Origin of the sequence: Streptomyces poriticola (genome assembly GCF_036689765.1) — a bacterium.
Classification (GTDB): domain Bacteria; phylum Actinomycetota; class Actinomycetes; order Streptomycetales; family Streptomycetaceae; genus Streptomyces; species Streptomyces poriticola.
On record NZ_JBAGKH010000004.1, the window covers coordinates 97,675 to 117,350 of the forward strand.

Consider the following 19,676-nt stretch of genomic DNA (forward strand, 5'->3'; position numbering starts at 1 on the left):
GTTCCGCCATGACAGCAGCCCCGAACGGAGCAAGGCAGGAGGTCCTGCCGGCCCCTCCGGGCCCGGGACGCGACGTCCTCTTGAGTATTCCTTGACACGCATATTCGTGCCTGAGAATATAAAGCCATGGAGGCAATTCTCACCGCACTGGCCGACCCGGCACGCTGGCGGCTGGTGAACCTGCTGGCCGAGCGGCCGCGACCGGTCGGCGTGCTCGCCCAGCTCGCACAGGCGCGCCAGCCGCAGACGACGAAGCATCTGCAGACCCTCGAGCGGGCGGGTGTCGTCACCTCGCAGCGGGCCGGCCAGCGCCGGATCTACGCACTCCGGCCCGGGGCCCTGCGGGAGCTGGCCGCCGGGCTCGGGCGGCTCGCCGACGCCGCGGACCGTGCCGACGGCCCGTACGAGACCTACGGCCGCTACGGGCTCAGCCTGCGCAGCGAGCGAACGGCCGCACAGGAGGACGGGTGGGCCGACGGCCGCTCGTTCAGGTTCCTGCGTTCCTTGGGACAGCCCCCCGAGGTGGTCTGGCGCCATCTGACCGACACGCGGCTGCTCGCCGGCTGGTGGGCGCCCGACGACCTCCGCGTCAGCGAGCTCGTCCTCGAGGCCCGACCGGGCGGACGCATCGTCCAGGAGTACCGCGACATCGAGGACCGTGACGCTTCCGGCCCGGTTGCCGGGCGGGCGGAGGGGGTCGTCGACGCCGTGCGGCCCGGTGAGCATCTCGCCTACCGGCTCTCCCCACTGCTCGCCGACGGCAGCCGCGCGTTCACCGGCCACGTGCACTTCGATCTGCGGCCCACCGGCACCGGCACGGACCTCGACGTCGGCTACCGCATCACCGACAGCACCCGGGAATCCGCGGACTTCGTCGCCGGGATCGAGATCGGCTTCGGCCAGAGCCTCGACAGGCTCACGGCATCCCTCGACGACCACCGCCACAGCAGCGACAGCACAAGGAGCATGCCATGACGGAGCAGAACGGCGGCCGCCGGGTCGTCACCAACATCGCGCTCTCCCTCGACGGGCGCTACGCCGCACCGGACGACCCCCGGGACATGGGCTGGGTCATGCCCTACGCCGTGACCGACGTCGCCCGCGATCACCTGACCGGACTCTGGGAGCCCGCGACCACGGCCCTGCTCGGCCGGGTCAACGCCGAGGGGTTCCTGGGTTTCTGGCCGGCCGTCATCGGCACGGAAGGCGCCGACCCCCGTGACGAGGCCTTCGCCCGGTGGCTGGTCGACACGGAGAAGGTCGTCCTGTCCGCCACCCTCGGCGAGGCACCGTGGCAGCGGACGAGCATCGTCGACAAGCCGGCTCCCGACGTGGTCACGGACCTCAGGGCGACCGAGGGCGGCGACATCCTGGTGCCGTCCAGCGCCAGTGTCATCAAGGCGCTGCTGGCGGCCGACCTGGTCGACCGGTTGGCGTTCACCGTCTTCCCCGTCTTCCTCGGCGGCGGGCCACGCCTCTTCGGCGACGGCCTGCCCGCCGGACAGTGGGCCCTCGCCCGCCAGACCGCCGGCGAGCACGGCACGCTGGCGCTCGTGTACGACCGCATCCGCTGAGGCGGCGCGCCCCGGGGCAGTGGGGGGTCCGGCCGGCTCCCGCCCGTTGCCGGGGCCGGGCCCCGACGAACCGCCGGGACCGGCGGACTCGCCGCTCGGAGCGGATGCGGGGCTTCGGCACCGGCGTCCCGGCTCGGACACCAGCCGCACAGGGCTTCCCGGACCCGGCCGCTCCCGGACGAGCGAAGGTGCGGCGGATCACGGACCCCGCCACCGTACGCATTGAGACGAGACGCTTCGTCTTGTTATGGTGGAGGCATGGCTTTCCTCTTCTTCGTCTGACTCCGGGCACGGCCGATGCCGCCGTTTCTGCTGCCCGTAGTCCCTTCGTCCACCCAGGGAAAGCCAGATGCGCGACCGCGCCCACACCCCCGTACCGACCGTCGGCCCGGCTGCCGTGGCACAGCTGTCCGTCAAGGACGTCACCAAGTCCTACGGCACACGGACCGTCCTCGACCAGGTCTGCTTCACCGTCCGTCCGGGCGAGAAGGCTGCCGTCATCGGCGAGAACGGCTCCGGCAAGTCCACCCTGCTGCGGCTGCTCGCCGCGGTCGACACGCCGGACGCCGGGGAGATCACCGTCGGCTTCCCCGGCGGCATCGGCCACCTCGCCCAGACCCTCGACCTCGATGCGGACGGCACCGTACAGGACGCCGTCGACCTCGCCCTCGCCGAGCTGCGCGACATGGAGTGCCGGTTGCGCGCGGCGGAGGAAACCCTCGGAGCGGCGACGGAAGAAGGCCTCGCCGCCTACGGCGAACTGCTGATCGCATACGAGGAACGCGGCGGCTACGAGGCGGACGCCCGCGTGGATGCCGCAATCCACGGGCTCGGGCTCGCCGGGATCGCCCGCGACCGCGCACTGGGATCGCTGTCCGGCGGCGAGCAGTCGAGGCTCGCACTCGCCTGCGTGCTGGCCGCCGCTCCCGAACTGCTGCTGCTCGACGAGCCGACGAACCACCTCGATGCGGCGGCCGTGCGCTGGCTCGAGGACCGCCTGCGCGCGCACCGCGGCACCGTCGTCGCCGTCACCCACGACCGCGGCTTCCTGGAGCGCGTCGCCACCACGATTCTCGAGGTCGACCGGGACGAGCGCACGGTGCGCCGGTACGGCGACGGCTGGGCCGGCTACCGCGCCGCGAAGGCCGCCGCCCGGCGCGGCGCGGAGCAGCGGTACGCGGACTGGACCGAGGAAGTGGCCCATATGGAAGAGCTGCTCGAGGCTGCAGGGAGGCGGCTGGCCGGCACCGGCCGCGACCCGAAGCAGGGCTTCGGCAAGCACCGCCGGTCCAGCGAGGCCAAGCTCGGCGGGCAGGTGCGCTCCGTCCGGGAGCGCCTGGCCCGGCTGCGGCGCAACCCGGTGGCGCAGCCGCCCGCTCCACTCCGCTTCACGCCGGCGCTGCCGGCGGCAGACAGCCCCGCCCAGGGTCCCGCCCTCGCCGAGTTCGACGGGGTGCGGGTCGGCGAGCGGCTGCGTCTGGACGGGCTCCTGGCGATCGCGCCCGGACAGCGGCTACTGGTCACGGGCGAGAACGGGGCGGGCAAGACGACTCTCCTGCGTGTCGTGGCGGGCGACCTGGAGCCGGACGCGGGCACGGCACGCCGCCCCGCCCGGATCGGCTACCTCGCCCAGGAACTGCCCGCGCGCTCCACGCGACTGCCGCTGCTCGAAGCGTTCGCTGCCGGGCGGCCCGGGCTGCCGGACGAGTACGCCGAACAGTTCCTGGCACTGGGCCTGTTCCGGGAGGAGGACCTGGGCGTCCCGGTCGCCGCACTGTCCGCGGGACAGCAGCGGCGGCTGCAGATCGCCCGCCTGGTGACCCGGCCCGCGGACCTCCTCGTCCTCGACGAGCCGACCAACCACATCGCCCTCGATCTGGTCGAGGACATTCAGTCGGCGCTCGCGACCTACCCAGGAGCCGTGGTCGTGGTGTCGCACGACCGCGACTTCCGCGCACGCTTCGACGGGGATCGGCTGGAGCTGCACGCCGGCCGCAGATGCTGACACCCCTTCGGGTCCTCCCCCGTCGCGAACGGTCCTCACTCCGGCCTGCCCGCCCGGTTGCCCGGTCCTCCGGCCCATTGCCACCCGGACCGCCGCCCAGCAGACTTGCCGCAATGCGGAAACAGCCGCAGAGGGAGGGTCCATGGCCACGGAGGCGGAGCGCGCTCTGGGTGCCTTCATCCGCAACCATCCGACGGACAACGGGCGGCGCGGTCGCGTAGCGGTCGTCGCCCTGGTGGCCGGTGTGGTCCTCGCGGCCGTCGCGGTCCCGGTGACCGTCGCCGTCTTCGCCGGGGAGGGTACGGGCACGGGACTGGCCGGGCTGCTGTGGGGCGGCGCGTTCATCGGGCTCTACGGCGGCATCTCCAGCGGGCTGCGGTCGCTGCAGCGGCACGGCGAGGTCTTCGTCCTGCGGGAGTCTGGGCTGGTCCACCGGCGGACCGGGGAGACCCGGGTGCTGCCCTGGACGGAGGTCCGCAGCGTGGTGGAGCGGGGTCAGAACCACGCTCTGGGGCGGCTGATGGGGTGGGACGTGCACCTCGTCATCCGGATCCGGGGCGGTGGCCGGCTGCTGCTGACCGGCTACACCGAGGACGCGGCGCGGCTCTCCGCCGTGATCCGGGCCGCGGTCGCGGCGGCGGGCGGGCGCGGCGGCTGAGACACCGCTTTCATGCCGCTCGCGCGGTCGCGGACGGTTCGCGCACCATGAACACGTCCACCGGGTCCTCGGTCTCGACGGTGAACCCGTGCCGCTCGTACAGCCGCCGGGCCGGGCTGCCCTGCAGCACGTTCAGCCGGACCGGGACGCCGTCGCGGTCGCAGCGCTCCAGGAGTCCGCGGAGCACGGCCGTGCCGATGCCGAGGCCCTGCAGATGCGGGGCGAGGTAGAAGTGCTCCAGCCGGCGGGCGTCACCGGCCGGCGGCAGCGCCACGCTGCCGGCGAAGGAGCCGTCCACCTCGATCACCCAGGTGTGGGTGGGTGCGAACCCGTCCCGCAGCCGCTGCCGCACCCGCTGCGCGTCGTACCGCCCGAGCCGCTCCAGATCGGCCCGCAGCACCACCGCCCGCAACTCGGCCACCGCCTCGGCGTCCGCCGCCGAGGCCGGTCGTGTCTCCCAGTCCGCCATGATCGCCAGGCTACCGGCGCGCTGCGGGCAGGGGAGCCCCCGTCCTCCCCGCGGTTCGCCGTCCGTCCGTGCGCTCGGCCGCGACGCGGGCGGGCCCGCTCAACGGCTGCTCGCCGTGGCCGCGACGGCGGGGAGGACGGCCAGGGAGAGGATGCCGCCGGTGAGCGCGAGGACGGGGTAGCCGGCCGCGGAGACGACGAGGCCGGAGGCGAGGCCGCCGGTGGCGCCGGCGATGGCGATGGCGACGTCGACCGTGCCCTGGGTCTTGGCCCGGGTGGCGAGCGGCACGGCGTCGGTGATCATCGCGGTGCCGGAGACCAGGCCGAAGTTCCAGCCCAGTCCGAGCAGGGCCAGGGCCAGGGCGAGGAGGGCCACGGAGTCGCCGGGGGCCACGGCGGCGAGGATCCCGGCGGCGAGCAGGGTGAGGCCCGAGGCGGCGGCCACGGCGACACGGCCGACGGGGGCGCCCCCGGGTGAGCGGAACCGGGCGTGGGTGAGGTCGACGAGCCAGCCGGTCAGCGGCGATGGCAGGTACATGGCGCCGACATGGATGGCGATGACGAGGCCGGAGGCTGCGGTGCCGTGGCCGTGGTCGTGCATGTGGACCGGGGTCATGGTCATGATCGCGACCATGACGAGCTGGGTGAGGATCATGGTCAGCGCACCCAGCATCAGCCCGGGCCGCCGCGGGTCCTCCGGGGCCGGCGGGCCGTCACCGTCCGGGCCGGCCCCGGGGGTTGCGGTGTCCCGCTCGGCCGCGGCCCGCGTGGCGCTGACCGCGGCGCGGCGCCGGCTGTCGAGGCGGCGGGCGAGCAGCAGCGGGTCGGGGCGCAGCCGGACGGCCAGGACGAGGGCCGCGAGCGCGTAGGCGACGCCGGCCAGGAGGAAGGGACCGGCGAGCGGCGGGATGCCCAGGGTGTCGGCGAGGTCGCCGGTGGGAGCGGCGAGGTTGGGGCCGACCACCCCGCCGAGGGTGGTGGCGACGAGCACGGTGGACACGGCGCGGGCCCGGTGGGCGGGGGCGGCGAGGTCGGCCCCGGCGTAGCGGGCCTGGAGGTTGGTGGCGGTGCCGGCGCCGTAGACGAACAGGGCGAGGAACAGCAGGACGGGCTGGTCGGCGACGGTGGCGGCGATGACTCCGGCGCTGCCGACGGCGCCGGTGAGATACCCGGCGGCGAGGCCGGGGCGGCGGCCGCGGGCCTGGGACAGCCGGCCGACGGCCACGGCGGCGAGTGCGGATCCCGCGGTGAACAGGGTGCTGGGCAGGCCCGCCAGATCGGCGGAGCCGAGCATGTCCTGTGCGAGCAGCGCCCCCACGGTGATGCCGGCCGCGAGCCCGGCACCGCTGAGGACCTGGGAGACCACCAGGACGGTGAGGACGCGGCGCTGAGCCTCGGGCGGCGCGGATATTTCGGCGGTGTCCGCCGGGGCGGTGCTCGTCACGAACGTTCCTTCGGTGGTGGGCCGGCGTCGGCGGGGTGGCCTCCGGGATGCCCCCGGGAGGCGGGGCAGGGCGCACTGCGGGGACCGGGACAGGTGTGGTGCCTCAGGCGTCCGCGGGTCACTCCGCGCGGGGCGGGCCCTGGGGTCGTACCAGGTCGCCCGCGTCGACGGGCAGGTCGGCCAGGCGCCATCCGAGCATGCCGTCGTAGAGCCGGACGGCGCGCCGCCCGCGGTCGGTGAGCAGGCGGACCGCGTCGTAGGCCAGGACGCAGTACTCGCCGCGGCAGTAGACGACGATGTCGCAGTCCCGGGGCAGTTCGCCGATGCGGTCGGCGAGTTCACCGACCGGGATGGAGAGGGCGCCGGGGATGTGCCCCGCCAGGTACTCCTCCACCGGACGCACGTCCAGCACCACCGTGTCCCCCGCGGCGACACGGGCACGCAGTTCCTCCCGCGTGACCCGGGCGGCCTCCGCCGCGGCGGCGCCGCCCAGGTAGGCGTCACGGGCTGCGGCGACGGCGGCCTGGTGGTTCTCGGCGACCGTGCGCAGCAGCGCGAGCAGCCGGGCGACGTCGTCGCCGGCCAGCCGGTAGTGGATGCGCACACCCTCGCGGCGCGTGGCGACGAAGCCGGCCTGCCTGAGGGTCTGCAGATGTGCGGAGGCGGTGGTCAGGTTCAGCCCCGCCGCCCTGGCCAGCGCATCGACGCTGCGCTCGCCCTGGGCCAGCAGATCGAGCAGCTCCAGGCGCTTTCCGCTGGCCAGCGCCTTGCCGCTGAGCGCGAAGGCGTCGTAGAGCCGGGTCTGCGAGCGCGGGGTGGTGGTCTCCGCCAAGACAGCCTCCTCCGGGGACCGACGTGCATCTTCCATAGATCCATGGAATACCGTAGATGATCCCCGGCGGACGCTCCTCGGCCGGCCTCACATGTTGATCATGTGGCCGGCCAGCCCGTGCACCGCTTCCTTGACCGCCTCGCCCAGGGTCGGGTGGGCATGGACGTTGCGCGCGACCTCGTGCACGGTGAGGTCCCACTGCTGAGCGAGCGTCAGCTCGGGCAGCAGCTCGGTGACGTCCGGGCCGATGAGGTGGCCGCCGAGCAGCTCGCCGTACCGGGTGTCACTGATCAGCTTGACGAAGCCGGTGGGGTCCCCGAGCCCGTGGGACTTGCCGTTCGCGGTGAACGGGAACTTGGCCACCTTGATGTCGTGGCCCAGCTCGCGGGCCTGGGCCTCGGTGTAGCCGAAGCCGGCGATCTGCGGCTGGCAGTAGGTGGCGCGCGGGATCATCGCGTAGTCCAGCTCCATCGTCTCCGCGCCCGCGAGGGTCTCGGCGGCGATCACACCCATGGCCTCCGCGGCGTGCGCCAGCATCAGCTTGGCGGTGACGTCGCCGATGGCATGGATGTGCGGGACGGAGGTGCGGCACCGGCCGTCCACCTCGATCGCGCCGCCGTCGGTGACGCGTACGCCGGTCCTGTCCAGGCCGTAGCCCTCGACGTTGGGCGCGAAGCCGATGGCCTGGAGCACCTTGTCGGCCTCCAGGACCTGCCGGGAGCCGTCCTTGGCGGTGACGGTGACCCGGACCTGGGGGCCGGACTCGTCGATGGCGTCGACCCGGGTGGAGGTGAGCACGTCGATGCCGAGGCGCCGGTACTGCTTGGCGAGCTCGGCGGAGACGTCGGCGTCCTCCAGCGGGGTCATGCGGTCCAGGAACTCGACGACGGTGACCTTCACTCCGTAGTTGTGCAGCACATAGGCGAACTCGACACCGATCGCCCCGGCGCCCGCGATGACGATCGACCGCGGCAGTTCCTCGGCGAGGATCTGTTCCTCGAACGTGACCACGCGGGCGCTGCGGCGGGTGCCGGGCAGCAGCTTCGGTGTGGCGCCGGTGGCGATGATGCAGTGGTCGAAGCCGATCGTGCGGGTCCCGCCGTCGTAGCCGGCGACCTGGAGCGTGTGCGGGTCGAGGAAGGTGCCGCGCCCGTCGTACTCAGTGATCCCGTTCTTCTTCATCAGGTAGTGGACGCCCTTGACCCGGCCGTCGGCGACCCTGCGGCTGCGGCGGAACGCCTCCGCGTAGTCGAAGGTGACCTGCCCGTCGACCCTGATGCCGAAGGTCTTCGCCTCGCGGGTGACGATGTGGGCCAGCTCGGCGTTGCGCAGCAGCGCCTTGCTGGGGATGCAGCCCACGTTCAGGCACACGCCGCCCCAGTACTTCTCCTCGACCACGGCCACACGCTTGCCCAGCTGTGCGGCGCGGATCGCGGCGACATAGCCGCCCGGCCCTGCTCCGAGGACCACGACATCGAAGCGCTCGTCCTGCTCGGGCATGGGGATCCCTTCTCCGTGGGGCCGGCCTCCACCGAGATCATCCATGCGCCGGACCGCCTCCCGCAACCGCTTCCCGCGGCGGGGCCGGTTCCGCGCCGTCCGGCATCCGCTCGATCGCCACCATGGCCGCGTCGTCCCCCAGATGGCCGCCCGCGTGCCGCATCAGGTCCTGGCACAGCCGGGCCAACAGGGCCTCGGGGCTCTGGCCGGTCATGCCGGCCACTCGTTCGGGGAGCGGGTAGAAGGTGCCGGCGCCGTCGCGGGCCTCGATCACGCCGTCGGTGTAGAGCAGGGCGATGTCGCCGGGTTCGAAGGCGAACGTCTCCGCCGTGGGGTCCGCGGCCACGAACCCGGTGAGGCCGAGGGGCGGTGCCGGGCGGGCGACCTCGAGCGGACGGACCCGGCCGGCGCGCACCATCAGGGGCGGAGGGTGGCCGCAGCTGATCAGGTGCAGGGCGGGTTCGTCGTTCGGGATGTCGAGCACGGCGGCGGTGATGAACGCCTCGCCGCGGTGCTCCTGCCGTTCCTCGGGTGCCGCGGGGTCGTCCAGGTCCGAGGAGACGGTGCCCTCCAGGAAGGCGACCAGCTCGGACAGGTCGGACTGACGGTGGGCCGCGCTGCGGAACGCGCCGAGCAGCAGGGCGGCGTCTCCGACCGCCTCCAGGCCCTTGCCCCGGACGTCGCCGACGACGAACCGGGTGCCCTGCGCCGTACGGGCGGCGGCGTAGAGATCGCCGCCGATCTCGGCCTCGCGTTCCGCGGAGAGGTAGACGGAGGCGATGCGCAGCGGCCCGATCCGCCGCGGAAGCGGCTTGAGCACGACGCCCTGGGCCGCCGCCGCCACCGACCGCAGCCGGGTCAGCTCCTCCTCACGGCGCTCGCGCCAGTAGGCGAACAGGGTCACGAACGACGAGATCAGAATGAGCGCGATGAGCTGGAAGGAGTGGTTCAGGTCGACCAGGCTGGTGCGGACGATCGCGACGAAGGCCTGCGCCAGCACGGCGAGCGCGCCGATGGCCCCGGTCGTCCGGGGCCCCGCGAACGAGGCGGTCACCGCGGGTGCGGCGACCAGGAACGGCCCGAGATGGACCCTGGCCGGGGCGAGGATGTCGACCACCGTGACGATCGCGATCAGCGCGATCGGCACGGCCAGCAGCGCATGACGCGGCTCCTCCGGCAGCCGGAGATCTTTGCTGAATCCCCGAGGAACCATAAGTCCTGGATACACCTCATCCCGGCCCGGCGCCCGAGGAGACCGGGCCGGGGCCGAAAGGGGCCGCGCGACGGCCGATCGGGGCCGCGCGATGTGCGGGCCGTGCGCCGGGAACGTTTACTTGAGAACGTCGGCCCGTCCGACCGCTCGTCATCCGACCGCACGTCATCGGAGGACCCATGGCCACCCTGACCGTCTGGAAGTTCGACACGCCCGAGGGGGCGGCAGCCGCGGAGGACACCCTGCTCCGGCTGCAGAAGCAGCAGCTCATCAAGGTTCTGGACGCGGCCGTGGCCAGCTGGCCCGAGGGCGCGGCGAAGCCGAGGACCAAGCAGCTGCACAACCTCGCGGGTGCGGGCGCCCTGTCGGGCACGTTCTGGGGCATGCTGTTCGGGCTGATCTTCCTGATGCCGCTGCTCGGCGCGGCCGTCGGCGCCGCGGCGGGCGCCCTCGGCGGCAAGATGGCCGACGTCGGCATCGACGACGACTTCATCGAGTCGGTCAAGTCGGAGGTGACACCGGGCACCTCGGCGCTCTTCCTGCTCTCCCAGGACGCCGTCGTCGACCGGGTGCGGGAGGCCTTCCCGGCCGGTCACGCCCAGCTGCTGCAGTCCAACCTGGACAGCGCAAGGGAGGCGAAGCTGCGCGAGATCTTCGCGGAGTGAGGACACTCGACCGTCGCGGACCTGACAGGCGATCCTCACGGGCCGAGGAGGCGCCCCGCGAATCCTGGAGGCTGCCGTGGATGCCGGCCGGCTCGACGACTCGGTGGTACTGGACTCCCTGTTCAGCGACTCGCCGCTGGGCCTGTACGTCCTGGACTCCGAACAGCGGGTCGTGCGGTACCGCCCCGGGCGCGGGGTCCGGGAGCTGCCCGCCGAGGACATCGTGGGTCACAGCGTCGAGGAGTTCGCCCGGGGCTTCGCCCCGGACGAGCTGCGGATCCTGATCGGCGAGGTCCTGTCCACCGGCAAGCCGGTCCGGGGTCATCTGGTGCGGGGGCACGCACCGTCGGAGCCGCGCCGTACCCTCACGGTCGAGGTGTCGCTCTTCCCCCTGCGCGCGGGCGGGGACCGGGTGGGCGGGCTGGTCGCCGTGGTGGAGGACGTGACGGACCGGCAGGCGGCGGACGACCGCCTCGCCCTGCTCGGCACCGTGTACGAGTCGGTCGGTTCGACGCTCGACCCGCGCACCACCGCCGGGGAACTGGCCGAGGCACTCGTCCCGGAGTTCGCGGACGCCGCGGCCGTCGACCTGATGGACAACCCGCCCGGCACGTCACTGCCCGCTCCCGGGCAGGTCCCGGCGGACACACCGCTGCGCCGGAGCGCCTTCGCCCCCGCGGCCTCCCCCGCGACCATCCGGACGGACGGCGAGAGCACCGCCTTCCCGTTCCCCTCCCCCTATACCCAGGCGCTGAACGACGCCCAGCCCCGCCTGCTGGCGGTGGCGGACGACTCACCGTGGCTGGCGTCCGCCCCCGGCACCTTCGCACCGCTGCGCACGGCCGGGATCCACTCGATGATCGTGGTCCCGCTGGTGGCCCGGGAGCAGGTGCTGGGCCTGCTCACGGTGTACCGGAACCGGCCCGACCCGTTCGTCGGGGCGGACCTGGAGGTGGCCCGGCAGGTGGGCTTCACCGCCTCGGTCCATCTGGCCAACGCCTACAGCTACCAGCGCGAGCACACGGTGGCGTCCACACTCCAGCGCAGGCTCCAGCCGGGGACGGTGCCGGAGCTGACCGCTGTGGAGACCGCGCACGTGTATCTGCCGGAGAGCGCCGGCGGGGACTGGTTCGACGTCGTCCCGCTGTCCGGCGCCCGGGTGGCGCTGGTGGTCGGGGCTGTCGAGGGGCACGGCATCGACGCCGCGGCCACCATGGGGCAGCTCCGGGTGGCGCTGCGCGCGCTCGCCATGCAGGACCTGGAGACGGACGAGCTGCTCACCCATCTGGACGAGGTGGCCTCCCTGCTCACGGACCGGCCCTCGGGCGGCCCCGCTGCCGGCGGTTCTTCCTCCGGCAACGTGGCGAGCTGTGCGATCGCCGTCTACGACCCCGTCTCCCGCCACTGCAGCCTCGTCCGGGCGGGCCATCCGGCGCCGGTGCTGCTGGACCCGGACGGCTCGCCCCTCCCCGTGGAGGTGCCGGCGGGCCCGGCCCTCGGCGAGGGCGGCAGCCGGGCGTATCTGCCCGCCGCCGTCCGGCTGCCCGCCGGCAGCCTGCTCGCCCTGTACTCCCCCGGCCTGCTCGCCGCGCACCACGACGGCCCCGACGCCAGGAGCCGCCTCGAGCACGTGCTCGCGTCGACCGCACAGCCGCTGCAGGAGTTGTGCGACGCGGCCGTGTACCACCTCGCCCCGTCCCGTGACGAGGACGCCGTCCTGCTGCTGGCGCGGACGCGGGCGCTGCCGGAGGACCAGGTCGCGGACTGGACCCTCCCCTCCGACCCCTCCGTGGTGGCGACGGCGCGCCGGCTGGTTGAGCAGCAGCTCCGCGCCTGGCAGCTCGACGAGACGGTCTTCACCACGAAGCTGATCGTGAGCGAGCTGGTGACCAACGCCGTCCGCTACGGCCGGGGCCCGATCCGGCTGCGGCTCATCCACGACCTGGGCCGGCTGCTGTCGGAGGTCACCGACGCCAACAGCGCCAGCCCGCATCTGCGCCAGGCCCGCGACACCGACGAGGGCGGCCGGGGTCTGCACATCGTCACGCAGCTCTGCTCCCGCTGGGGCGTGCGGCACAGCCCCAAGGACAAGACGATCTGGGCGGAGCAGCTGCTGTGACACGGCCGGGGTCAGTGGCTGTGGACGCCCGCCTCGTGCAGCGAGTAGCCCCAGCCGGTGCCGCGGTCCAGGAAGTGCAGGCGGACGTACCGGGCGGGTACGGCCGGGAAGCGGGCGGTGTCCAGACCGCCGTCGCCGGCGGTGGTGGACCAGACGGTGCGCCACCGCTCGCCGTCGGTGGAGACCTCGATCCGGTACGACCTGCCGTAGGCGCGTTCCCAGTCGAGGGTGATCCGGCCGACCCGGTGGGTGCCGCCCAGGTCGATGCGCAGCCACTGGTCGTCGCTCCAGTGGCTGGCCCAGCGGGTGCTGCGGCGGCCGTCGACGGCCCGCCCCGGGGCATAGCTGGTGAAGGGGTTCCACTCGGTCGAACTGGCGGTGGCCGGTGCCCCGGCGGCGAGGTTGTCGGCGGCGCGGTGCCGCTCGGTGCCGCCCCAGGTGTCGAGGTAGGACTCGGCGCCGCGGAAGAGGTCGTCGACGACGTCCTGGCCGCCGACGAGCCGGATGTCCTCGATCCAGTCGGGGACGAGTCCGTGGTGGGCGGCACCGTCGGTGTTGAGGTCCCAGGTGCGCTCGCCGGTGGTCTGCCGGTCGATGACGGAGCCGCCGTCGACGCTGCGGAAGGGGTAGGTGACCGGGTTGGCGGTGTCGGCGCCGCGCGGGGCGGGCCAGCCGCCGACGCCGTTCATGTCGGTGCCGTAGCCGTAGCCCACGCCGTACTCGTCGCGCAGCGCGTCGGTGCGCTCCGCCTCGGCGCTGAAGGACTCGGAGCCGTGCATGTACTGGGCGATGAACCCGCCCAGTCCGTAGACGCGTTCGGTCCAGTTCAGGTCCATCCAGCTGTGCGAGGACAGCACGCCGGGGTAGGACTCGGCCTCGAAGATGTCCAGGACCCGGCCGGTCGCCTTGACGCTCATGTGGTCGATCTCGAGCATCATCCTGCGCTGCATCATGCCGCGTACGGCGTACTCGCCGAGGTCGGTGAGACCGCGGACGTTGCACCGGGCGTCGGAGTCGTAGGCGGGGACGCCGACGCCCGCCGGGAGCTTCTTCTCCGCCCCGGGTGCGGCGGCCAGGCCGATGGGGTTGTCGCGCTGCGGGCCGGTGCACCTCTCGGTCCTCCAGAAGGTTCCGGTGGACAGGAACTGCCCGACGTTGATGGCCGTGCCGAGGGCGCCGGAGTCGAAGCGGACCCCGCACAGCGCGTTGTCGAACTTGTGGCAGAGGAACATGCTGCGCACGCCGAGTGCATACAGCTCGTCCAGCCCCTTGTCGATGTCCTCCTTGCTGCACTGCGCGATGTCGAGGATCTGTTTGCAGCCGAACGGCTCGGAGGTCTCCACGCCCAGGATCACCGCGAGTCTGCCCTGTTCGATGACGTCACGGGCCTGCTCGCTGTCGGTGACGATGCGGAACCAGCCCTTGCCGGGTCCGCCGTACATCCTGTCGATGTAGGCCTGGAGGTCGTAGGTCAGCTTCGCCTGGAGCCGGATCGACGTCATCTCGTCGCAGCTGCGGTCCTTGAAGAAGTAGACGGAGCAGATCACACCGTTGGTGACGAGGTCGTTGACGAGCACGCGCTGGCCGCCGCGCCAGGCCCGTTCCACCCAGGCGTAGTAGTTCTGCTGGTGGGTCAGGGAGTCGTGGGCGGGCCAGTCCTCGAAGGTGGGCCAGCCGTCCGGGTCGTGCCGGCCGTCCCCTCCGTTGGTGATGAAGTCGAAGATCGCCAGCGTGCCGTCGGGGTAGTGCTCAGGGCAGTCCTTCAGGGCGTCGGCGATGCCGTCCTCGGAGAACGTCTTGCCGCAGATCAGCCTGCCGCCGAAGGCCTCGTTGGACATCAGGTGGTTGTGGGCGTCGACGAATCCGCGGACCTCGCCGGCGGCGTTGGTGCCGGTGAACGGCTCGCCGGTGACATCGATCTGCGAGTCCGGTGCCGGGCGCGCGGCCGGGATCCACCAGTCGCCTCCGGCCGCGGCGCTCGGGGCGGGTGCGAGGGCCGTGACCAGCAGCAGGAGCAGCGAGACGACGGTGACACCGGTCCGTCGGCGGTGCGGGCGTCGAGCAGGGGTCACGGGCCACGTCCCTCGGTCGGCGGGATGGCACGGTCGACGGGCCGAGCCGCCGGGGCTCGTTTCCGCTCCCCGGGAGGCGGAGTTGTCATGACCGGCGCAATGGGTGGGACGAGGATCGCCACTGTTGCACAAGGAGTCAAGAGGCGGGCGGCACGGCGTTCCGGCGGCGGATTCGCGCCCCCGGCGCACACCGAGTCCGCGCCGCGCGTCGTGCGCGGCCCTCGGGGTTCGGGCCGGGCCGCCGCGGGAAGCCACCTCAGCGGACTCTGTCGACTTCCTTAAGGGTTCTTGAAGATGACCTTCGAAGGGCGGTTTGCGCATCGTCTCCGTCCTAGGCTCACGGCAACCCCCCACAGTCCCGGTGGGCGCCGTCGGCGTCCACCGGGTCTTGATCTCCGACCGACTGACCGAGGTGTCGTACACATGGGAACTCGCCGGGCCGACCGACCGTCCCGCTCGCACGCCCGCCCCAAGGGCGGGCGGGCACGCAACACCGCCGTGGTCCTCGGGGTCGTCGCGGTGACGGCCGGTGCCGGGTTCGTGGTGGCCACCTCGGGCGGTGACGGCGGGGACCGTTCGGACCAGGTGGCCGCGAGCGGTGCCCTGGAGACGGCGGGCGCCGACGAGACCGCGGCGGGCGGGGCCTCTCCGCTCGCCTCGCCGGCCGCGAGCCCGAGTACCTCGTCGGGTTCCCCGAGTGCGAGCACCGGGCCCGGGGCGAGCCCGGAGGGGACGGCGAGCCCGACGAGGACGGCCGCACCCGCGCCGAAGCCCTCCGTGACCGAGGAGGCGAGGAAGACGAGCGAGCGGTCCGGCTCCGGGAGCGGCGGCGGCTCGGCGCAGGCGGGCTCGGGGACGGGGGCCGGCGCGGACTCCGGGTCCTCGGGGTCCGGGTCCTCGGGGTCCGGGTCCTCGGACGGCGGGTCGTCCGACGGCGGGCCCGAGGCGCAGGTGCTCGCGCTGGTCAACGAGGAGCGGGCGGCCGCCGGCTGCTCGCCGGTCACCGCCAACGACCGGCTGACCCGGGCCGCGGACGACTACAGCGATGTGATGGCCGCGAGCGGCGTGATGTCCCACACCGGCCCCGACGGTTCCACGATGACCACCCGGGTGGAGGCGGCCGGCTACCGGTGGTCCACGCTGGGCGAGAACATAGCCCGGGGGCAGGCGGACGCGGCCTCGGTCATGAAGGCCTGGATGAACAGCTCCGGGCACCGCGCCAACATCCTCAACTGCGCCTTCAAGGAGCTGGGCGTCGGGGTCCACTTCGGTGACGGCGGCCCGTGGTGGACGCAGAACTTCGGCACCAGCCGCTGAGCTCCCGGGGCCCGTGCGCCGGGTTCACCGCTCCGGACCGGCCAGGGCGAACGACACCTGCACGCGTGCGCCGCCCATCGGCGCGCGGGTGATGGTCAGTTCGCCGTCGGCCGCGCGGGCGGCCCTGGCGACGATGTCCAGGCCGAGGCCGGTGGAGCCGCCGACGCTGACGCCCCGGGTGAGCGCCGCCCCGGGATCCGCGACGCCCGGTCCGGCGTCGTCGACCGTGAGCAGGACGTGCCCGGCGGCGCGCTCCACCCGGACGGCGAAGGCGGTGCCCTGCGGGGTGTGCCGGAAGACGTTGCCGATCAGGGCGTCCACGACGGCCGCGAGGTCGTCCTCGGGGAAGCGCACGGGGGTGGGGCGCGGGGTGAAGTACCGCTCGCAGGGCCGGTCCTGCTGGGCGGCGAGCACCGACCAGAAGTCCAGCCGCACGGCGACCACCTCGGTGGTGTCGCACGGCTTCGCGGCGGCCGGTGCGGCGCCCCCGCCGAGCTGGGTGGCGGCCAGCGGCGTCCGGGCCGCGGTGATGATCGAGTCGAGTTCGCTCTCCAGCTGGGCGGCGGCCTCGGTGACCCGCCGGGCGCCGGGCGTCGCGCCCATCCGGTCGGCCTCCAGGTAGAGGGCGGTCAGCGGGGTCCGCAGCCGGTGGGAGAGGTCGGCGACCAGTTCGCGTTCGACGGCGAGCAGGTCCACCACCCGGTCGGCCATGGTGTTGAACGCCGCCCCCGCCTCCTGCAGCTCGGGCGGGCCGTCCGGCTCCACCCGTACGTCGAGGTCGCCGGAGCCCAGGGCGAGCGAGGCGCGCTTGAGGCCGCGCGAGGAGCGGACGACGCGGGCGCCGAGCCGGTCGGCGACCAGCACCGACCCGCCGACCAGGCCCAGCGCGAGCAGGGCCATCACGCCCCAGGACGCGGCCACCCCGCGGGACAGGTCGGCGGCCGGGACATACGCCTCCACCACCGCGACCCGGTCGCGCGGGAGGACGACCGGCTGCAGGTAGACCCAGCCGTCCGCGGTGTCCACGGCGAGTGTCTCGCGTCCCCGCACGGCCCGCTCCAGCGCCTCTCGGGGGGCGTGCGGGGTGCCGACGAGTCCGCCGTCGGGCAGCCGGACCGCGAGCTGGTCGGCCGAGCCGAGTTCGGCGACGGCCTGCTGGACGTCGGCGCGCTCGGTGGTCAGGGCGAGCACCGGCGACAGGGCGGCGGCGCGCTGTTCGGCGACGGTGGTGGCCTGGTCCCGGGCCTGCTCGCGGACCAGCAGCGCGAGGGGTATGAGGAAGGACAGCGCGACCATGGAGGTGACGGCCAGGGCGATCCCGGCGAGGGCACGTCTCATGGCGTGCTGACCAGTTTGATGCCGATACCTCGGACGGTGTGCAGATAGCGGGGGTTGCGCGCCTTCTCCCCCATTTTCCGGCGGAGTGCGGAGAGGTGGACGTCGACGGTCTGGTCCTCCAGGTACGGCTGCTGCCACACCTCGGCGAGTATCCGCTGCCGGGAGATGACCTGGTCGGCGTTGGCTGCGAGATAGGCGAGCAGGTCGAACTCGCGGCGGGTGAGGGGGAGCTCGTGTCCGGCCAGGTGCGCGGTGCGGGCGGTCGGGTCGATGCGGAGGTCGTCGACGTGCAGCACGGACTCCCGCGCGGCCCGGACCTCGGCGGGCGCGGAGCGGCGCAGCACGGCGCCGAGGCGGGCGGCGAGCTGGCCGCCGGAGAACGGCTTGACCATGTAGTCGTCGGCACCGGCGTTGAGCAGCCGGATGATCTCGGTGTCGTCGTCGCGGGCGGTGGCGACGAGCACGGGTACGCGGGAGACTCCGCGGATCATCCGCAGCACATCGAGTCCGTCGAGGTCGGGCAGGCCGAGGTCGAGCACCACGATGTCCGGCGGGGTCTGGGTGATCTCGCGCAGCGCCTCGAAACCCTGGTGCGCGGTCTTCACCGCGTAGCCGTGCCCGGTCAGGACGTCGATCAACGCGGCCCGGATCACAGGGTCGTCCTCGACGACAAGTACGGAGGCCATGGGCAGGCACGTTAGCCGGTCCGCCAGTATGGTGTCGTGTCCCGCCTCCTGCGCTATCTGATCATCTGGCTGTCCTGCACGACGGCGAGTGTCACGGCCGTCATCGCCACCATCCACTTCGTGGTGGGCTCGACCCGGCCGACGGCACCGGTCGCCCAGTCGGCACCGAAGGAGCTGCCGGCGCCGCCGCGGCCGTCGCCGTCCCGTAGCGCCGCCGCCTCCCCCTCCGCCAGTCCGACGCCGGCCAGGAGCACGACGGCACCCGCCCCGACGCCGACGCGTACGACACGGCAGCCGACGACGCCCGCGGCGCCGTCCCCGTCCCGGCGGGCGACGCCGCCCGCGACGCAGCCGGCCACGACCGGCCCGCAGTGCACGGAGGGCGGGGCCGGTGTGTTCACGGTGCCGTCCGAGGGCGGCAAGGTGACCGTGCGTTTCGGCGCGGAGGACGTGTGCCTGATCTCGGCGGTGCCGAACGAGGGCTTCACCGTGAGCACCGAGCAGAGCGGCCCCGAGACACTCACGGTGACGTTCTCCGGAAGCCGCCACCGGTCGGAGGTCACCGCCACGTCGGTGCCGCAGGACCGGGCGAGCGTCCGCGAGATCTCGTTCTGACGCCGCTCTCCCGCGGCCCCCGACAGTTCAGGGTTTCCTGAATTCAGGATTCTCTGTATTGTCGTGCTCGTGCTGACTGTTGCCTCCGACATCGAGGTGCTGGCCCGGTTCGGCCGCGCGCTCGCCGATCCGATCCGCTGCCGGCTCCTGCTGGCCCTGCGCGAAGCTCCGGCCCACCCCTCCGACCTCGCCGATGCGCTCGGGATCTCCCGCACCCGGCTCTCCAACCACCTCGCGTGTCTGCGCGACTGCGGTCTGGTCGTCGCCGTGCCCGACGGGCGCCGCACCCGCTACGAACTGGCCGACGACCGCCTCGGGCACGCGCTCGACGACCTGCGCACCGCCGTGGTGGCGGTGGAGACCGACCGGACGGACGGGACCTGTGGCGACGCGGAGCAGAAGGGCTGCTGCTGATGACGACGGCATCCCTCGGGCCGGTCCTGACACCGGCCCGCCGCGACGCACTGACCCGCCGGATACGCCTGCTGGTCGCCGTGACCATCGGTTACAACGCCGTGGAGGCGGTCGTCGCCCTCACCGCCGGCGCCATGGCGTCCTCCTCCGCGCTGATCGGCTTCGGCCTGGACTCCGTGATCGAGGTGTCCTCGGCCGCGGCGGTCGCCTGGCAGTTCTCCGCCCGTGACCACGCCGTGCGGCAGGCCCGGGAGAAGGCCGCGCTGCGGATCATCGCCTTCTCCTTCTTCGCGCTGGCCGCCTACGTCGCCGTCGACGCGGTCCGTGCGCTGACCGGCTCCGGTGCGGCCGAGAGCTCGCCACCGGGCATCGTGATCGCCGCCCTGTCCCTGGCCGTGATGCCCTTCCTGTCCGCGGCCCAGCGCCGGGCCGGTCGCGAGCTGGGCTCCGCCTCCGCGGTCGCCGACTCCAAGCAGACGCTGCTGTGCACCTATCTGTCGGCGGTCCTGCTCGCCGGACTGCTCCTGAACGCCACCCTCGGCTGGTCCTGGGCCGACCCGGTCGCCGCGCTCCTCATCGCCGCCGTCGCCGTCAGGGAGGGCCGCGACGCCCGGCAGGGCAAGGGCTGCTGCGCCCCGCCGGTCGCCACCGCGCCGCCGGCCGCTGCCGCCACGCCCGTCGGGGCCGCCACGCCCGTCGCCGCGGTGCCGGACCCGTGCGGCTGCAGGCCCGGCTGCGACTGCTGCGCCTGACCGC

19 protein-coding genes are annotated in these 19,676 nt (G+C 73.5%); 10 read left to right on the forward strand and 9 right to left on the reverse strand.

All coding sequences use genetic code 11. The features are described from left to right. The first annotated feature begins 126 nt into the window (after positions 1-126). The 4 genes from V5O46_RS08020 (at position 127) to V5O46_RS08035 (ending at position 4,237) form a co-directional block, all read left to right on the forward strand. Positions 127-975: a metalloregulator ArsR/SmtB family transcription factor gene (locus tag V5O46_RS08020; protein WP_332883774.1), complete on the forward strand. Its 849-nt coding sequence runs from the start codon at positions 127-129 to the stop codon at positions 973-975. Continuing rightward, positions 972-1,574: a dihydrofolate reductase family protein gene (locus V5O46_RS08025; RefSeq protein ID WP_332883775.1), complete on the forward strand. Its 603-nt coding sequence runs from the start codon at positions 972-974 to the stop codon at positions 1,572-1,574. The genes V5O46_RS08020 and V5O46_RS08025 overlap by 4 nt, the downstream gene beginning before the upstream one ends. Positions 1,575-1,923: 349 nt before the next feature. Continuing rightward, positions 1,924-3,579: a ribosomal protection-like ABC-F family protein gene (gene abc-f / locus V5O46_RS08030; protein WP_332883776.1), complete on the forward strand. Its 1,656-nt coding sequence runs from the start codon at positions 1,924-1,926 to the stop codon at positions 3,577-3,579. A gap of 142 nt (positions 3,580-3,721) precedes the next feature. Further along, a complete protein-coding gene (locus tag V5O46_RS08035; protein WP_332883777.1) occupies positions 3,722-4,237 on the forward strand; it encodes a hypothetical protein in 516 nt (171 codons plus the stop codon). Positions 4,238-4,247: 10 nt separating this feature from the next. Here the strand turns inward: V5O46_RS08035 and V5O46_RS08040 are convergent, their stop codons facing one another. The 5 genes from V5O46_RS08040 to V5O46_RS08060 form a co-directional block, all read right to left on the reverse strand. Next, positions 4,248-4,706: a GNAT family N-acetyltransferase gene (locus tag V5O46_RS08040; protein ID WP_332883778.1), complete on the reverse strand. Its 459-nt coding sequence runs from the start codon at positions 4,704-4,706 to the stop codon at positions 4,248-4,250. A gap of 99 nt (positions 4,707-4,805) precedes the next feature. After that, entirely contained in the window at positions 4,806-6,149 is a 1,344-nt protein-coding gene (locus V5O46_RS08045; RefSeq protein ID WP_332883779.1) for an MFS transporter, read from the reverse strand. 118 nt (positions 6,150-6,267) lie between these two features. Beyond that, complete coding sequence (locus V5O46_RS08050) at positions 6,268-6,981, reverse strand: ArsR/SmtB family transcription factor (RefSeq protein ID WP_332883780.1); 714 nt, start codon at positions 6,979-6,981, stop codon at positions 6,268-6,270. Between the two features lie 87 nt (positions 6,982-7,068). After that, entirely contained in the window at positions 7,069-8,481 is a 1,413-nt protein-coding gene (gene lpdA, locus V5O46_RS08055) for a dihydrolipoyl dehydrogenase (RefSeq protein ID WP_332883781.1), read from the reverse strand. Positions 8,482-8,518: 37 nt separating this feature from the next. Continuing rightward, positions 8,519-9,694, reverse strand: coding sequence for a PP2C family protein-serine/threonine phosphatase (locus V5O46_RS08060; RefSeq protein WP_332883782.1), 1,176 nt, complete (start codon positions 9,692-9,694; stop codon positions 8,519-8,521). 179 nt (positions 9,695-9,873) lie between these two features. Between V5O46_RS08060 and V5O46_RS08065 the strand changes: the two genes are divergently transcribed. Both V5O46_RS08065 and V5O46_RS08070 read left to right on the forward strand, forming a co-directional pair. After that, the gene (locus V5O46_RS08065; RefSeq protein WP_332883783.1) at positions 9,874-10,359 is read left to right on the forward strand and encodes a DUF1269 domain-containing protein; all 486 of its coding nucleotides are present in this window, start codon (positions 9,874-9,876) and stop codon (positions 10,357-10,359) included. A 76-nt stretch (positions 10,360-10,435) separates the two neighbouring features. Continuing rightward, complete coding sequence (locus V5O46_RS08070) at positions 10,436-12,478, forward strand: SpoIIE family protein phosphatase (RefSeq protein ID WP_332883784.1); 2,043 nt, start codon at positions 10,436-10,438, stop codon at positions 12,476-12,478. Between the two features lie 11 nt (positions 12,479-12,489). On the opposite strand, the gene V5O46_RS08075 is transcribed toward V5O46_RS08070, so the two are convergent. Then, entirely contained in the window at positions 12,490-14,550 is a 2,061-nt protein-coding gene (locus V5O46_RS08075; RefSeq protein ID WP_332883785.1) for a discoidin domain-containing protein, read from the reverse strand. 423 nt (positions 14,551-14,973) lie between these two features. On the opposite strand from V5O46_RS08075, the gene V5O46_RS08080 reads away from it, so the two are divergent. Beyond that, positions 14,974-15,867 (forward strand): CAP domain-containing protein, encoded by an 894-nt coding sequence (locus tag V5O46_RS08080; RefSeq protein WP_332883786.1) that lies wholly within the window; start codon positions 14,974-14,976, stop codon positions 15,865-15,867. 24 nt (positions 15,868-15,891) lie between these two features. On the opposite strand, the gene V5O46_RS08085 is transcribed toward V5O46_RS08080, so the two are convergent. The 3 genes from V5O46_RS08085 to V5O46_RS08095 are packed head-to-tail and all read right to left on the reverse strand — an operon-like array spanning position 15,892 to position 18,292. Next, complete coding sequence (locus V5O46_RS08085; protein ID WP_332883787.1) at positions 15,892-17,205, reverse strand: sensor histidine kinase; 1,314 nt, start codon at positions 17,203-17,205, stop codon at positions 15,892-15,894. Next, entirely contained in the window at positions 17,202-17,891 is a 690-nt protein-coding gene (locus V5O46_RS08090; RefSeq protein WP_332883788.1) for a response regulator transcription factor, read from the reverse strand. The genes V5O46_RS08085 and V5O46_RS08090 overlap by 4 nt, the downstream gene beginning before the upstream one ends. A gap of 53 nt (positions 17,892-17,944) precedes the next feature. Then, positions 17,945-18,292: a hypothetical protein gene (locus V5O46_RS08095; RefSeq protein WP_332883789.1), complete on the reverse strand. Its 348-nt coding sequence runs from the start codon at positions 18,290-18,292 to the stop codon at positions 17,945-17,947. On the opposite strand from V5O46_RS08095, the gene V5O46_RS08100 reads away from it, so the two are divergent. From V5O46_RS08100 to V5O46_RS08110, 3 genes are all read left to right on the forward strand, one after another. Further along, positions 18,285-18,506, forward strand: coding sequence for a hypothetical protein (locus V5O46_RS08100; protein ID WP_332883790.1), 222 nt, complete (start codon positions 18,285-18,287; stop codon positions 18,504-18,506). The genes V5O46_RS08095 and V5O46_RS08100 overlap by 8 nt on opposite strands. Before the next feature lie 69 nt (positions 18,507-18,575). Next, positions 18,576-18,920 carry an ArsR/SmtB family transcription factor gene (locus V5O46_RS08105; protein WP_332883791.1) on the forward strand — a complete coding sequence of 115 codons (345 nt, stop codon included), beginning with the start codon at positions 18,576-18,578 and terminating at the stop codon, positions 18,918-18,920. Beyond that, positions 18,920-19,672, forward strand: coding sequence for a cation transporter (locus V5O46_RS08110; RefSeq protein ID WP_332883792.1), 753 nt, complete (start codon positions 18,920-18,922; stop codon positions 19,670-19,672). Before V5O46_RS08105 ends, V5O46_RS08110 begins: the two co-directional genes overlap by 1 nt. Positions 19,673-19,676 lie beyond the last annotated feature (4 nt).

Bases quoted from the DNA above. Each gene is read 5' to 3' on its own strand.
- V5O46_RS08025 (WP_332883775.1), top strand. From the start codon at position 972: ATGACGGAGCAGAACGGCGGCCGCCGGGTCGTCACCAACATCGCGCTC.
- V5O46_RS08110 (WP_332883792.1), top strand. From the start codon at position 18,920: ATGACGACGGCATCCCTCGGGCCGGTCCTGACACCGGCCCGCCGCGAC.
- V5O46_RS08080 (WP_332883786.1), top strand. From the start codon at position 14,974: ATGGGAACTCGCCGGGCCGACCGACCGTCCCGCTCGCACGCCCGCCCC.
- V5O46_RS08035 (WP_332883777.1), top strand. From the start codon at position 3,722: ATGGCCACGGAGGCGGAGCGCGCTCTGGGTGCCTTCATCCGCAACCAT.
- V5O46_RS08020 (WP_332883774.1), top strand. From the start codon at position 127: ATGGAGGCAATTCTCACCGCACTGGCCGACCCGGCACGCTGGCGGCTG.
- V5O46_RS08085 (WP_332883787.1), bottom strand. From the start codon at position 17,205: ATGAGACGTGCCCTCGCCGGGATCGCCCTGGCCGTCACCTCCATGGTC.
- lpdA (WP_332883781.1), bottom strand. From the start codon at position 8,481: ATGCCCGAGCAGGACGAGCGCTTCGATGTCGTGGTCCTCGGAGCAGGG.
- abc-f (WP_332883776.1), top strand. From the start codon at position 1,924: ATGCGCGACCGCGCCCACACCCCCGTACCGACCGTCGGCCCGGCTGCC.
- V5O46_RS08040 (WP_332883778.1), bottom strand. From the start codon at position 4,706: ATGGCGGACTGGGAGACACGACCGGCCTCGGCGGCGGACGCCGAGGCG.
- V5O46_RS08090 (WP_332883788.1), bottom strand. From the start codon at position 17,891: ATGGCCTCCGTACTTGTCGTCGAGGACGACCCTGTGATCCGGGCCGCG.
- V5O46_RS08065 (WP_332883783.1), top strand. From the start codon at position 9,874: ATGGCCACCCTGACCGTCTGGAAGTTCGACACGCCCGAGGGGGCGGCA.
- V5O46_RS08060 (WP_332883782.1), bottom strand. From the start codon at position 9,694: ATGGTTCCTCGGGGATTCAGCAAAGATCTCCGGCTGCCGGAGGAGCCG.